At 72.6% G+C, this 15604-nt stretch carries 7 protein-coding genes; all 7 read left to right on the forward strand.

The genetic code is table 11. The features are described from left to right. Positions 1 to 32 precede the first annotated feature (32 nt). The 7 genes from ACR3IO_RS08320 (at position 33) to ACR3IO_RS08350 (ending at position 15555) form a co-directional block, all read left to right on the forward strand. Entirely contained in the window at positions 33 to 1454 is a 1422-nt protein-coding gene (locus ACR3IO_RS08320; protein WP_434070727.1) for a serine/threonine-protein kinase, read from the forward strand. Beyond that, positions 1454 to 7324: an Ig-like domain-containing protein gene (locus tag ACR3IO_RS08325; RefSeq protein ID WP_434070728.1), complete on the forward strand. Its 5871-nt coding sequence runs from the start codon at positions 1454 to 1456 to the stop codon at positions 7322 to 7324. The genes ACR3IO_RS08320 and ACR3IO_RS08325 overlap by 1 nt, the downstream gene beginning before the upstream one ends. Positions 7325 to 7341: 17 nt before the next feature. Continuing rightward, a complete protein-coding gene (locus tag ACR3IO_RS08330; protein ID WP_434070729.1) occupies positions 7342 to 8313 on the forward strand; it encodes an AAA family ATPase in 972 nt (323 codons plus the stop codon). Beyond that, positions 8310 to 9623, forward strand: coding sequence for a DUF58 domain-containing protein (locus ACR3IO_RS08335; protein WP_434070730.1), 1314 nt, complete (start codon positions 8310 to 8312; stop codon positions 9621 to 9623). The genes ACR3IO_RS08330 and ACR3IO_RS08335 overlap by 4 nt, the downstream gene beginning before the upstream one ends. Beyond that, the gene (locus ACR3IO_RS08340) at positions 9620 to 11923 is read left to right on the forward strand and encodes a transglutaminase domain-containing protein (protein ID WP_434070731.1); all 2304 of its coding nucleotides are present in this window, start codon (positions 9620 to 9622) and stop codon (positions 11921 to 11923) included. The genes ACR3IO_RS08335 and ACR3IO_RS08340 overlap by 4 nt, the downstream gene beginning before the upstream one ends. Next, on the forward strand, positions 11920 to 12525 hold the full coding sequence (locus tag ACR3IO_RS08345) for a zinc-ribbon domain-containing protein (RefSeq protein WP_434070732.1): 606 nt from the start codon (positions 11920 to 11922) through the stop codon (positions 12523 to 12525). The genes ACR3IO_RS08340 and ACR3IO_RS08345 overlap by 4 nt, the downstream gene beginning before the upstream one ends. Before the next feature lie 144 nt (positions 12526 to 12669). Next, positions 12670 to 15555, forward strand: a complete 2886-nt coding sequence (locus tag ACR3IO_RS08350) for an FtsK/SpoIIIE domain-containing protein (RefSeq protein WP_434070733.1) — start codon at positions 12670 to 12672, stop codon at positions 15553 to 15555. Positions 15556 to 15604 lie beyond the last annotated feature (49 nt).

Here is a 15604-nt window from a genome sequence, read left to right on the forward strand (position 1 = left end):
GTACCCGAGCCGGACCGAGGTCATGGAGGATCGTGTCGAGACGTCTGCCGTCCACGCCGCCGAACCTTCCGGGGTTCGCGTTCGTCCGCGTGCTCGGCTCGGGCGGATTCGCCGACGTGTTCCTCTACGAGCAGAACATGCCGAGGCGCCTCGTGGCCGTCAAGGTGCTGCTCGCCGAGGTCGTCAACGACGAGCTCCGGCAGATGTTCCAGGCAGAGGCGAACGTGATGGCCCAGCTCTCGTCGCATCCGTCGATCCTCACCGTGTACCAGGCCGGGGTCGCGGCCGACGGCCGGCCGTACCTCGTGATGGAGTTCTGCCCCACAGGGCTCGGCCAGCGATACCGGACCACGCAGATCCCGCTGGCCGAGGCGCTCTCGACGGGGGTTCGCATGGCGAGCGCCGTCGAGACCGCGCATCGCCACAACGTGCTGCACCGCGACATCAAGCCCTCGAACATCCTCACGACCGCGTACGGGCATCCCGTGCTCTCCGACTTCGGCATCGCGGCGACGATCGGCGAGGTCGAGACGACCGATGCGATCGGCATGTCGATCCCGTGGTCGGCACCCGAGGTGCTGCACGACGACATCGGCGGAACGGTGCGCAGCGAGGTCTGGTCGCTCGGGGCCACCGTCTACTCGCTCCTCGCCGGCCGAAGCCCGTTCGAGGAGCCGAACGGTGACAACAGCCCGAACCAGGTGATGGCCCGCATCCGCCGGGCGGGACCGCGCCCGACGGGCCGCTCCGACGTTCCGGCCTCGCTCGAGGAGATCCTCGCGAGGGCCATGTCCAAGCGCCCGGCGGATCGGCAGGCCGGGGCACTCGAATTCGGGCGCGACCTGCAGTCCGTCGAGGAGGAGCTCGGACTCCCGCAGACCTCGCTCGAGGTGGTCACCGAGGAGTGGGAGATGGCGTTGGCCGCCGACGTCGACGTCGACGAGCGGACGAGGATCGTCGCGGGTCCGATCACCGGACGGCGGCCGGTCCCTCGACGTCGGCGGCCGAACGACGCGATGGCGGCGACCACGCTCAGGGGCGACTCGCGCGCGAGTGCGACCTCCACGGACGCCGACGGCGACGCCGACCCGCGGTCCTCGCGGAGGTCCAGGCGTGCGGCCTGGACGATCGCCGCGGCATCCGTGCTCCTCGTCGGCGTCGTCACGACGGGTATCGTCGTGCTCACCACCGCGACGGCCCCGATCCCCGTCGTCACGGACGTGCAGGCCGTGGTGCGCGGCGAGACCGTGACCTTCACCTGGAACGATCCCGGCCTGCGCCCCGAGGACGCCTACATCGTCACGATCGACGACCTGGCGCGGCCGGCGCAGCGCGATCCGCGGATCCAGGTCGCGGCATCCGGCGGCGATCACGTCTGCGCGAGCGTGAGCGTCGCACGCGACGGCAAGTCCGGCAGCCCCAGCGAGCAGCGCTGCGTCGACGTGGAGCCATGATGAGGAGGATCCCCGCCGCCCTCGGACGACACCGCTCCGCCGTGATCGCCTCGGCGGTCAGCGCGGGGCTCGTCGCCGTGATCGTGGCGGTCGCGGCGGCGTCCGGCGGCTACTCGGCCCAGCGCGTCGACCTGGGCGATGCGGCGGTGTGGGTCGCGAACGACGAGCTCGACTCCGTCGGTCGGGCGAACACCGCGGTCCACGAGCTGAACTCCGTCGTGGAGACCGGCGGCGCCACGAGCTCCATCATCCAACGCGACCACACCGTGTTCGCGCTCGATCCCGACCGGGCGACGGTCGCCGTCATCGACCCCACGACGTCGGAGGTCACGGACACCGTCGCGGTGCCGCCGGGGAGCACGATCGCGCTCGCCGGGTCGCAGGTGGTCGTCGCCTCCGAGGGCAAGGTCTGGACCGGGCCGAGCGACCAGCTCGCCGAGCTGCAGCTCGGCGCCGATCCGACGCTGAACTTCGGACCGGAGGCCGTCGTCTCGGTCGATCCCGACGGCGTGCTCTTCGCCTACACGCCCGGGACGGGGCTGGTGCAGCGCGTGGACGCGGCCGAATCCGAATCCGTCAGCCAGCAGTGGCCGACGGCCGAAGCCGTCGAGGGCTCGGGCCTGCAGATCACCTCGGCCGGTGCCCGATGGGCCGTCTACGACGAGGCTTCGCGAAGGCTCCTGATCGAGAAGCGGGAGATCGACCTCAGCACGGTGATCTCGGTGACGGACGACGCGCGCCTGCAGGAGCCGTCCGCCGACGGCGAATCGGTCGCGATCGCGAGCCGATCCGGGCTGATCCTCGTCGACCTCGGCACGGGGGCCGTGACGAGCGACGTCGTCCCGGGCGCCGAGGGCGACGCGGCCACTCCCGTGCGCCACGGCGGATGCCTGAACGCGGCGTGGGCCGACGGCACCGCCTGGCGCGCGTGCGGCGAGCGGGCGGGAACGCCGATCCCCCTCGACGGGCTGGGCGGCGGCGCCGACCTCGCGTTCTTCGCCAATGGCGACTCGCTCGTCCTGAACGATCGGGCGTCGGGCACCGGATGGGCGGCGGGCACCGACTACGGACTCATCGACAACTGGGCGGCGCTGCTGGCCACGCAGCCCGATGACAAGACCGTCGAGGTCGACGATGCGGAGGACGACGCCCCGCTCGAACGCAGCCAGGTCGAACCCGAAGCGGTCGACGACGAGTTCGGTGCGAGGCCGGGACGCTCCTCGACGCTGCCCGTCCTGATGAACGACTCCGACGCGAACGGCGACGTGCTGGCCATCGACGCGGTCGAGGCGACCGTGCCCGACGGGGTGAGGGTCGACGTGGTGTCCGATCGGCAGCAGGTGCAGGTCACCCTCGACGCGACGGTCGCCGACGGCTTCACGTTCGGCTACACGGTCGACGACGGTCGAGGCGGGAGCGCGTCGGCGTCGGTGAGCGTGGACGTGCGCACCGATGACGAGAACTCGCCACCCGAGCAGGCGCGGGATCGCGTCGCCACGGTCGCGGAGAGCGGCCGGGCGACCACTCCCGTCCTCGGCGACTGGGTCGACCCCGACGGCGATCCGTTCTTCCTCCGGTCGGCGACCCCGGACGGCGCGGACGACGTCTCGTTCACGGCCGACGGGGCGGTCGTCTTCGACGAGGATAAGGGCGTCGGCCCGACGCGCCGCGTCGCGCTCGTGGCATCCGATGGGCGCGACGACGGAGGAGGCGAGCTCGAGGTCGACGTGCGGATGCCCGGTGACGTGCCCCTGGTCGCCGAGCCGTTCGTCGTGCTCGCGACGACCGGCGAGGAGATCCGGATCGATCCGCTGCGGCACGCGCACGGCGGCACCGGCAGCATCACGCTCAGCTCGGTTCCCGCCAAGGACGAGGTGCAGATCACGCCCGACTACGACGGCGGCACCTTCCGGTTCCGCAGTTCGGTCGAGCGGACGCAGTACCTCGAGTACGTGGTGACCGACGGCAGCGCGACGGAGACGGGACTCATCCGCGTCGAGGTCGAGGCGCCGCCAGAACGCGACACCACGCCGATCACCGTGCCGCACACCGCCTTCCTCCGCATGGAACGGCCCATGGACGTGGACGTGCTCGCGACCGACATCGACCCCACGGGAGGGGTCCTCGTGGTGACGGGCATCGACGGCGTCGACGAGGGGCTCGTGACCGTGGAGGTGATCGAGCACCGGATCCTCCGGGTCGAGCTCGTCGCGCCGTTGCCGCTCGGGTCGACCTCGTTCGGCTATCGGGTGAGCAACGGGCTCGGCGAGGCCGACGGCGTGGTCACGGTCGTGCACGTGCCGGATCCGGCGAGCACGCAGCCGCCCGTGGCGAACGCGGACACAGCCTCGGCGCGGGTCGGGGACGTCATCGACGTGCCCGTCCTCGCGAACGACGAGCACCCCGACGCACTCCAGCTCGAACTCGCGCCCGACCTCGAGACGGAGCCGGAGGCCGGGCTCCTGTTCGTCAGCGGCGACCGGCTGCGCTACTTCGCACCCGACGAACCGGGGGAGTACGAGGCGACGTACCGCGTCGTCGCCCCCGAGGACGGCCAGGAGGCGACCGCGACGGTCCGGATCACCGTCCGGGAGGCCGATCCCGAGACGAACTCGCCGCCGGTGCCGCCGGCCATCACGGCGCGCGCCCTCGCCGGCGACATCGTGCGCATCGCGGTCCCGCTCGTCGGAACGGATCCCGACGGCGACTCCGTGCAACTGGTCGGGCAGGAGTCCAATCCCGATCGAGGCGTGGTGGTCAAGACGGGGCCGGGGTGGCTCGACTACGAGGCCGGTCCCTATTCGGCCGGAACGGACAGCTTCGAGTACTCGGTCATCGACGCGCTCGGTGAGGGCGCGACGGGCACGGTGCGGGTCGGCATCGCGGCCAGGCCCGACGCGGCGCGCAATCCCGTCGCCGTGAAGGATCACGTCGTCGTGCGCCCCGGGCGGACCGTCTCGGTGCGCGTCCTCGCCAACGACAGCGACCCCGACGGGGGCGAGCTCACCATCGAATCGGTGGAGCCGACCGACAACCAGGCGGAGCCGCAGGTCGCCGACGATCACGTCGACATCCCGGTGCCCGACGTCGAGGGCGACTACGGGTTCATCTACACGATCCAGAACGAGCACCTCGGCACGGCGACGTCGTTCCTGACGATCGACGCGCGCGATGACGCGCCGTTGTCCCGGCCCGAGGTCGAGGACACCGTGCTGACCCTCAGCGACATCGTCGATCGCGAGCGGGTCGACGTGGACGTGCTCGCGAAGGCGTTCCTCGCCGACGGCGACACGGCGGATCTCGGGGTCGCACTGCTCCCGGATTATCGGACGGCGGCGGAGGTCCTGCCCGACGGCCGCATCAGGGTGGACGTCCAGGACCAGCGCAGGATCATCCCGTTCCAGGTCTCCCACCCCGACGATCCCACCGTGAAGACGTACGCCTTCATCTGGGTGCCCGGGCGTGACGACGCGGTGCCGCAACTGCGGCGGGATGCGCCGTCGGTCACGGTCACCAGCGGCGAGCGCGTCGAACTGGACATCGAGGACTTCGTGATCGCCGCGTCGGGGCGGCCGGTGCGGATCACGGATGCCGCGAGCGTACGGGCTGCTCACAGCGACGGCGAGGACCCGTGGGTCGACGACCGGACGGTCGCCTTCCGGAGCGAGGAGGGGTACTTCGGTCCGGCGTCGATCTCGTTCTCGGTGACCGACGGCGAGTCGGCGCAGGACCCCGCCGGACGCACCAGCACGATCGTGATCCCGATCCGCGTGCAGCCGAAGACGGACCAGGCACCAGCCTTCGCGGGAGGATCGATCGACTTCGAGCAGAGCGAATCGAAGCTCATCGACCTCGACAAGCTCATCCAGCCGTACCTCGGCGAGGTCGACGAACTGCGGTACCAGGTCATCGATCCGACTCCCGATGGATTCGAGTTCGAGCTCGACGGCGACGAGCTCACGATCACGGCGTCGCCGGCGACGCCCATCGGCACGACCGGATCGGTGGCCGTCTCCGTCCTCGACGAGGCAGGGGAGGGCACGCCCGGACGGATCACCCTCGGCGTGGTGCCGTCGACCCGGCCGCTCGCCCAACCCGTCGCCGACCTCGTGCCCGTGCAGCGCGGACGCACGACGGTCGTCGACGTGCTCGCCAACGACGATCCGACGAATCCGTTCCACGACCCGCTGCGGGTCGTGTCGGTGCGCGGGCTCGACGGCGTGCTGCCCGGCGACCTCACGGTCACGCCGAACGGCGACCGCTCGAAGCTCACGGTCACGGTCGCCGCCGACGCGGATCCCGTCAACACGACGCTGCAGTACCAGGTGGCGGATGCCACGGGCGACCCGAGCCGGTACGCGTGGGGCACGGTCACGATCTCGGTGCAGGACCGACCCGACCCCGTGACGGCCCCGACCGTCACCGGCTTCGGCGACGGCACGCTGGACGTCGCGTTCGGGGCGGCGGGGTTCAACAACTCGCCGATCGTCGGGTACCGGCTGAGCCTGGTCGACCCCGGCACGCGCGAGGTGGTGGCCGTCTCGGACTGCGAGGCCACGACGTGCCGGGTGCCGACCCCGGGCAACGGGCGCGCGAACGCCGTGACGGTGCAGGTGCAGGCGCGCAACGGGATCGGCCTGTCGGACGTCGTCGCCGCCCCCGGCCCGATCTGGTCCGACGTGATCCCGGGCGCCCCGCAGGGGCTCGCATCCGCCCCGCTCGACGGCCGGCTCCGCATCAGCTGGACGCCCGTCTCGGCCGGAAACGGCAGCCCGGTGCACTCGTACGTGATCGTCGTCGGCGGGGTGGCCGGCGAGGTGGACGCCGCATCGGTGTGCACGGCCTCGCGATGCTCGACGGACTCCTCGTCGCTGCAGAACGGGAGCCTCGTCGAGTTCTCGGTCAGCGCCCGGAACGAGGCGTACCCGGCGATGGCGACGTGGGCGGAGTCCCGGGGCGCCGGGACGCCGTTCGGACAGCCGGTGCCGGGATCCATCGGGGTGACCGGCGATGCCGCGGCCGGCACCGTGACCGTCAACTGGTCGCCCTTCGGCGGCAACGGCGATCCCATCGGCGGATACTTCGTGCAGCGGCTCGCCGACGGCGTGAGCACCGTGCCGACCGGACCGCAGGCGTGCACCGTCACCACGCCGGCGCCGGGCACGGTCGTCTCCCCGGCGCGCGGGGGCGGCGTCGCCGACCTCGTGCAGGTGGGGCCGGATGTCACGAGCGTCACCTTCCCCGGAGCGGTGGCCGACTCCGTGCAGTACTCGTTCGTGGTGTGGGGCTTCAACCGGGCGGCCTGCGTCAGCACCGACGTCGCCGGGATCGTGGTGCGGCCGGCCCCGGGCGAGGTCGACGCGGTCGACAGCGCGATGGACTGGATGAACGCCGAGACGTGGGACCGCTACATCTCCGATGTCCGACCGGGAGCGTCGACGCTCCAGATCATCGCGGTCGACGCGAACGGCCTGCGCATCGGCGAGCCTCGGGCCTTCCCGGGGTCGGGATGGCTCAGGGCGCTCCTGAACCGGCCGTTCGGCGAGACGGCACGGTTCCAGGTGCGCGCGTGCTCGGCCTGGGGCACGTGCGGTCCGTGGTCCGCGGTGCTCCCCGAGAACGCGGAGCCGTCGCTGACCTTCGCGCTTCCGTCGGGCGCCTGGGATCCGGAGCAGTCGACGTGGACCTGGGCGAGCGACCCCGACAACTCCGGCATCCCCGCGAGCTACAGCTGCGGGGTCGAGGGTCGTGATTCGGGCGGGCCGGCGGAGAGTCCGACGAGCTGCCGGGTGCAGAACGCACAACCGGAGGACCGCGTCTGGTTGGATGTTGAGGTCGCCGGCGTGAAAGTGAGGTATACGAACCCATGACGTCCGTTGGAGCTCGCATGACGATGACACCCGAAGAGGCTGCGCAGTTCGCCGCCAACCTCGACCGGCTCGTAGGCGCGGTCGAGGAGGTGCTGCTCGGCAAGAACCGCGTGGTGCGCCTCGCCTTCACCGCCTTCCTCAGTGAGGGCCACCTGCTGCTGGACGACGTCCCGGGCACGGGCAAGACCTCGCTCGCACGAGCTATGGCGCAGTCGGTGGCCGGCTCGAGCAACCGGGTGCAGTTCACCCCCGACCTGCTGCCCGGCGACATCACCGGGGTCACGGTCTACGACCAGCGGAGCGGTCGGTTCGAGTTCCATCCCGGCCCGGTCTTCGCCAACATCATCCTCGCCGACGAGATCAACCGCGCGAGCCCCAAGACGCAGTCGGCGCTCCTGGAGGTCATGGAGGAGGGACAGGTCACGGTCGACGGGCAGTCGCACCCCGTGGGGCATCCGTTCATGGTGATCGCCACCCAGAACCCCGTGGAACAGGCCGGCACCTATCGCCTCCCCGAAGCCCAGCTCGACCGCTTCCTCATGCGCACGTCGATCGGATACCCCGACCACGCGTCGACGATCCGCATCCTCGAGGGGGCCGACCAGCGGGCGCACGGGCACCAGATCCAGGCGCAGCTCGACGCCGAGGAGATCGTCGCGATGGCGGCGTCCGCACGCACGGTGTACGTGGACCCGACCATCCACGACTACGTCTCCCGGCTCGTCGACGCGACCCGCACCACCCGCGAGGTGCGTCTCGGCGTGAGCGTGCGCGGCGCACTGGCGCTGATCCGGGCGGCGAAGACGCACGCCGCGGGTCGGGGTCGCCACTACGTGGTCCCCGATGACGTCAAGGCGCTCGCCGAGCCGGTGCTCGCCCATCGACTCATCCTCGACGCCGAGGCCGAGTTCGACGGCGTCACGGCGTCGAACCTCATCTCTCAGGTCCTGATCGAGACGCCGCCACCGTCCACGAGGCAAGCGGTGTGAGCCTCGCCCGCACCCGCACGACCATGCCCGAGGACGCTCGGCGCGAAGGCGTGCTCGCCGCGCTCATCGCGCACTTCGTCGCGGCGGCGGGCCGCACCGAGACGGCGCTCGTCCAGTGGCAGCGGCAGGTCGGCTCGGTGGTCACGGCGCGCGGCTGGGCGACGCTCGTCGGCGCCGCCCTCTCGTTCGCGCTCGGGTACACGTGGGGCTGGGTCGAGCTGATCGCGATCGGATGGGGCCTGCTCATCGTCGCGGCGCTGGCGACGGCGTGGCTGATCGGGCGAGGCGCCTCGAGCGTCGAACTCTCGCTGCCCGTGTCGAGGGTCGTCGTGGGAGTACCGGCGACGGCCAGGCTGGTCGCGGCCAACCCGGGTCGCCGGCGTTGGGGCGGGGTCAAGCTCGAGCTCCCGGTCGGTCGCCGGACCATGGAGTGGGTGCTCCCCGCGCTCCCACGGGGCGGCACGTTCGATCGCGCGTTCCGCGTCCCGACCGAGCGGCGCGGCATCGTGCACGTCGGGCCGACGCGAACGGTCAGGGCGGACCCGCTCGGACTCATGCGGCGGGAGATCGTCTGGTCCCAGGTCGTCGAGCTGCGCGTGCACCCGCGCACGATCGCGATCGCGGCCCTGAGCTCCGGGTCCATCCGCGACCTCGAGGGCTCGCCGACGAGGGACCTGACGGCGAGCGACATCGCCTTCCACGCGCTGCGCGAGTACCTGCCGGGCGACGACCGCCGATTCATCCACTGGAAGAGCTCCGCGAAGACCGGCACCTTCATGGTCCGCCAGTTCGAGGAGACCCGGCGGAGCCGGCTCATGGTCGTGCTCGACCTCGATCCGAGCGCGTACGTCGACGACGCCGAGTTCGAGCTCGCGGTCAGCGTCGCGGCCTCCGTCGGCGCGCGCGCCATCCGGGACGCCCGGACGGTCTCGTTCGTCGTCCCCGGCCGCGCCGGTGCCGGACCCGCCGCCATGCGGGAGCTGCCGACCGTCACGCGCGACCGGCTCCTCGATGCGCTCTGCGTGATCGAGCGCGACGAGCGCACGACGATGCTCGCCGACGTCGCGCGGGCCGCCGCCGACGGGCTGCCCGGCGTCTCGCTGGCCTTCCTCGTGACCGGCACCGGTCGCGGCATCCCCTCGCTGCGCGTCGCGGCGTCGAAACTGCCCATGGGCGTCGAGACGATCGCCGTCCGGTGCTCGCCCGAGGGGGAGGCGACGGCGCGGACGGTCGCGGGCCTCACCGTCTTCGGCGTCGGGTACCTCGAGGACCTCCGGGCGATGCTCGCACGATCGGCGTCGGTCGCATGAGCACGCGCTCGGCCCCGGTCGTCGGGGGCTCGCCGCTGCGGAACGTCCTCACGGTGCTCGTGCTCGCGTTCGTGCTCGGGGCGGCGATGATCCCGTGGTGGCCCGTGTACGAGAGCGGGGACTTCATCGTCGCCGCGGTGGTCGCGGTCTTCGCCGGCACCGCCATCGCCCTCCTCGGGGCATGGCGGTCGTGGCCCACGTGGGCGGTCCTCGTCGCCGTCGTCGTCGGATTCCTCGTGCTCGGCGTGCCCGCGGCGGTGCCCTCGCGCGCGGTCGGCGGCGTGCTGCCGACGCCCCAGGGCCTGCTCGACCTGATCGCGGCGACGGCCCTCTCCTGGAAGCAGCTCGTGACCATCGCCGTGCCGGTCGGCTCCTACCAGGCGCTGCTCGTGCCCCCGTTCCTCCTCGGCCTGATCGCGGCGACGGCCACGGTCACGATCGCGTTCCGCACGCGGCATCCGGTGGCGGCGATCCTGCCGGCCGCGGGCCTCCTCGTGGCGGGCATCGTGCTCGGCGTCGTCCACGGCGGCTTCGCCCTGCCGGCGGGCCTCGCGTTCCTCGTCGCGGTCGTGGCCTGGATGGTGCTGATCGCCATCGCCGATCGCAGGGCGATCACCGGGCACGGCACGGTCGAGAACGCCCTCGCCAATGCCCGGCGCCTGATCGGGGCATCCGCGATCCTGGCCATCGCGCTCGTCGGAGCCACCATGGTCGTCGTGCTCACGCCCGTGCAGGCCCGGACGGTGGTCCGTTCAGAGGTGCAGCCGCCGTTCGAACCCCGCGCGCACGAGAGCCCGCTCGCCGGCTTCCGGGCGGCGTTCGCGCCGGATGCCGCCGACGACGTGATGCTGGAGGTCGCCGGACTCCCGTCCGGATCCGGGCTGCGCGTCGCCACGATGGACACCTACGACGGGGTCGTCTACACGGTGGGCGGCTCCGACGGCACCTCGGTGTCGGGCACGTTCACGCGCGTGCCCTACCGCCTCGACCAGAGCGACTCGGGGGGCGGGGAGGAACGGCTCCAGGTCAAGGTCCTCGACTACGACGACGTCTGGGTGCCGGGCATCGGCAAGCTCGAACGCATCGAGTTCGGGGGTCCACGTTCGGAGACGCTCGCGGACGGCTTCTTCTACAACGACACCACCGGCACGGCGGCGGTGACCACCGGCCTTGCGCGGGGCGATTCGTACCTCGCCTGGTCCATGGTCGTGGCGGAACCCGACAGCGTGCGATCGATCCAGCCCGGCACCAGCGTGGTCCCGCCGGCGCCCAAGCTGCCCGGTGAACTCGCGACCCTGCTCGAGGAATGGGCCCCGGCCGACGCCCCGGCGGGCGAGCGGCTGGCCGGCGTCGTCGCCGGGTTCCAGCGCGAGGGCTACGTCAGCCACGGCACCGAAGAGGAGGTCCCGACCCGCTCCGGACACGCGCTCGACCGGCTGTCGCAGCTGGCCACAGACCTCCCGATGCTCGGGGACGGCGAGCAGTACGCCGTCGCCGCGGCGATGATGGCCCGCGAGATCGGCTTCCCGGCGCGTGTGGTCGTCGGCTACCGCCCGACGGCGGCCGCGATGGAGGCCGCCTCGGTCGACGGCACCGCGACGCAGATCCGGCGAGCCGACCTGCAGGCGTGGATCGAGGTGGAGCGCGGCGACGGGGTGTGGCTCGCGCTGGATCCCAATCCGATTCCGCGGCCGGTGCCGGAGCGCGAACCCGACCAGCCCATGACCGTCTCGCGGCCGCAGGCGGCCCTGCCGCCGCCGCCCGAGCGGACCCAGATCGACGGCGACGACGACGCCGCCGATCGGGCGGAGGAACGCCCGTCCGACGATGCCGACCAGTGGGTCGCGATCCTGCGCACCATCGCGACGATCACGGGCATCGTGATCCTCGGCGCGGCTCTGCTCGCGAGCCCGTTCCTCGCGGTCATCGTCGCCAAGCTCAGGCGCCGAAGGCTTCGCCGACGCGCGAGGTCCGAGGTGGAGCGCATCGAGGGCGGATGGCTCGAGTTCGCCGACACGGCGGCGGACTACGGATACCCGATCCGTGCGGGGGCGACGCGGGCCGAACAGGCCGCGACCGTCGGCGGGCTTGCACCGCTCGTGCTGGCCTCGGTCGTCGATCGGGCGATCTTCGCCCCAGGAGGACCGGATGCCGGCGACGACGAGCGGGTGTGGCGGTCGGTGGACGAGCTGCAGCAGCGCATGGGGGCGCCGCGGACGAGGCGCGAGCGCTGGAGGGCGGCCGTCTCGCTGACCTCGCTCGGCGGGTACGCTGTCAGCCGGAGAGGTGGTCGTGCATGAGATGTCGCATCTGCGGTGCGGCGCTGCCCGATGGCGCGATGTTCTGCGGGCACTGCGGGAGTTCGACGAGCGCGACGCCCGAGTCCCGTCGGCGTCCCGATCCCCGGCCCGGAGACACGATGTCGCTCGGGCGCGGGTTCCGGCACAGCGGCGTGGTGAGCATCCCGGTCGACGCGGCCGGGCCGGTGGGCGAGGGCTCGCCCGCGGCATCCGCCACCGGCGTCACGACGGACGCGCCCGCGACGACGCCGCCCGTGGCAGTGGCCGAGACCTCATCCCCGCGGTTCGTGCTCCGGTTCGGGTCCGGAGAGATCAGGGTGGTGTTCGGCACGGGCCTCATCGGACGGCGGCCGCTGCCGCAGCCGGGTGAGACGTTCGACCATCTCGTGCACGTCGAGGATCCGAGTCGTTCGGTGTCCAAGACGCATCTCGAGTTCGGCGTGCACGACGATTCGCTCTGGATCGCCGATCGGTTCTCCGGCAACGGCACGGTCCTGCGGCGCCTCGACGAGGTGGCGCTCCGGTGCGAGCCCGGGCGGCGGTACCTCGTGCCGCGCGGCGCCGTCGTCGAGATGGCCGAGCAGCGCTTCACGGTGGGCTGACCCGCACTCGCCCTCCACAGCCCGAGCCGGATGTCGCAGAGCCCGCGGTCCGCGCCGGCCACCGATGCGCGCGCGGCAGCGCTGGTGTCATGGCATGTGACCTCGACACGCCTGTTCGCTCCGCCTGAGCCCACCCGGCTCCCGTTGTCGCTGCCCCCGATCGCCGCGGAGCCGGCACGCCCCGGATTCCCGTTCCTCGCCGCGATCGCGCCCGTCGCAGCCTCGCTGGTGCTGTGGTTCGCGACCGGATCCGTCGCGTCCCTCGCGTTCGCGGCGCTCGGACCTCTCCTCGCCGTCGCGACGATGTTCGATGCGCGACGCCAGGTGCGGCGCGCCAGGCGGCTCGCCGAGGCCGAGCGCCGGGCCGCGCTCGGGCGGCTGCACGAGGAGATCCGCCGTCGGCACGCCGACGAGGCGGCCGACCTCTGGTCGCGGCATCCGCCCGCGAGGCTGCTCGCCGGCGGCGGCATCCCGCCGGCGTGGGGTCGCGAGCCGCTCGCGCCGATCGTGGTGGGCAGCGCGACCGTCGAGAGCACGGTGCGGGTGGAGGGCAGTCCGGTCGACGAGCCCGATCGCGAAGCGCTCGATGCCGCGCGGCGGCTCGAACGCGCCCCGGTCGTGGTCCCGATCGGCGACGGCGTCGGCCTCGTGGGCCGGAGCCACCTCGTCAGGGCGGCGGCGCGCGCGCTGATCGTGCAGTGCGCCCATGCCGTCGCCCCGGATCTCGTCGACTTCTCCGCACCGGCGACCACGGCGTGGTCGTGGGTCGGGCAGTTGCCGCACGCGGGCACGACACGGGTCGTCGTGATCGACCTCGACCCGGCGCGAGAGCTCGGCGCCGGCGGCGATCCGACCGGTGGGGCCGAGATCGTCATCGCCATGGCCCCCGAGGCGTCGCTGCTTCCATCCGGACTCGGCATCGTGCTCGATGTGCACGGGCCGCGGACCGCGCGGATGCTCCGCCTCGGCGACAGCGCGTCGATCGACCTCGTGCCCGAGATGCTCGGCATCGAGGAGGCCTCGGCCTGGGCATCCGGGGCGGCCGGCTTCGCGGAACGCCGTGGCATCGCCACGGGTGCCGGTCCGCTTCCCGAGGTCGTGCCGGTCGGCGACCTGCCGACCCCGCAGCATCCGGTCCGTGACCGATCCTCGCTGCGGGCCGCGATCGCTGTGACGCGGGGCGGCGTGCTCGAGCTCGACCTCGTCGCCGACGGGCCGCATGCGATCGTCGCCGGGACGACCGGCAGCGGCAAGAGCGAGTTCCTCCTCGCGTGGATCCGCCAACTGGCAGCCGCGCACCCGCCCGAGCGCGTCGCGTTCCTACTCGTCGACTTCAAGGGCGGGGCCGCGTTCGAGCCGGTGGCGTCGCTGCCGCACGTCGCCGGCATCGTGACCGACCTCGCGGAGTCCGAGGCCGAACGGGCGGTCCTGAGCCTGCGCGCGGAGCTGCGCCACCGCGAGCGCGTGCTCCGCGACGCGGGAGCCCGAGACATCTCGCAGTTGGCGGCCGACGTCCCGCTCGGTCGACTCGTGGTCGTGATCGACGAGTTCCAGGCCATGATCCAGCGCTTCCGAGAACTCGGGGCGGTCATCGCCGACATCGCCGCGCGGGGCCGGTCCCTCGGCGTGCACCTCGTGCTCGCCTCGCAGCGACCCAACGGCGTCATCGGCGACCAAGTGACCGCCAATGCGGCGATCCGCATCTCCCTCCGCGTCATGAACCGTGCCGACAGCATGGTCGTGGTCGGCACCGACGAGGCCGCCGCGATCCCGGTCGATCGGCCGGGGCGCGGCATCGTCGACCGGGGCGACGGCACACCGGTGCCGTTCCAGTCGGCCCTCGTCGACCTCGCCGCGATCGACGAGGTGCGACGGAGGTTCGCGACCTCGACGCCCGTCCGTCGGCCGTGGCTGGACCCGCTGCCGACCCGTCTCGCGCAGGCCGAGCTCGCGGCGTTCGACCCCGCGGGCGGCGAGGTCGCGGCATCCGATGCGGTCGCCTTCGGGTTGCTCGACGAGCCCGACCTGCAGCGTCGGTCCGCGGCGAGGTGGTCGCCCGGCGGCGACGGTCCGCTGCTGGTGCTCGGCGCACCGGGGAGCGGCCGGTCCACGACGCTCGCCGCAGTCGAGGCCGCGCTGCGAGCGGGTGCAGGCGTCGAGGTCGTACGACTCGGCCGGGGCCGCGGCGAGGACTGGTCCACGCTCGTGGGGCTCGCCGACGCGGTGCGGGGCGGCGACGTCCGGGGTCACGGCGGTCGGCGCCGCCTCCTCGTCATCGACGACCTCGACGCCTGCTTCTCGGCATGGCCCGAGGAGTATCGCCATGCGGCCGTGATCGCACTCGAACTGCTCCTCAGGGAGGGCCGGCGGTCCCGACTCGCCGTGGTGGCGAGCGCGGCGCTCGGGCATCGACTCGGCGGCGGTGTGCGCGAGCTGTTCGGATCCGTCCTCCACCTGCGCCACGCCTCGCGATCCGAGCTCGCCCACGCCGGCGGCGTCGGCGAGCTCTGGCAGCCCGACGACGTTCCAGGGGCCGGCCAGTGGCGCGCCCGGAGGCTGCAGGTCGTCGAGGCGCCGCTGCCGCGCGTCGAGCCTCCCGCGAGGCCGGCCGAGGCCGAACTCGAGGCAGCCGTCGTCGCGATCGTCTCGATGGCACCGCAGCGCGACCTCGCCGACCTCCGGGACGCGGGTCTCACGCCGCTCGTGCTCGCGCCGGGCGGCGAGCGCGAGACGGCGGCCGCGCTCGCCGACCTGGAGCGCGCGGTCGTCGTCGGAGACGCGGATGCCTGGGCGTCGGCCTACGCGTTGGGTGCGCGGGCGCGCGAGTCGATGCGCCTCGTCGTGCGCGGCGGCCTCCGCGAGTTCCGGTCGCTCGCGCCGGTTTCGGCGGCGCGCTCGGGATCCGTTCCGTTGCCGCCGCTCCTCGGCGACCCCGACCGCGAGTGCTGGCAGGTCGAGCCGGGTCGGGCGGCGACACGGCGAAGCTGGAAAACGACTGAAAACGCTCCGAATGTCCAGTTTGAGCACTGAATCCGAATGAGAAGTTCGCAGAAATTAACGATTCGGACATCATCGCGTG

The sequence above is a fragment of the Agromyces sp. Marseille-Q5079 genome, assembly GCF_051016555.1.
GTDB lineage: Bacteria > Actinomycetota > Actinomycetes > Actinomycetales > Microbacteriaceae > Agromyces.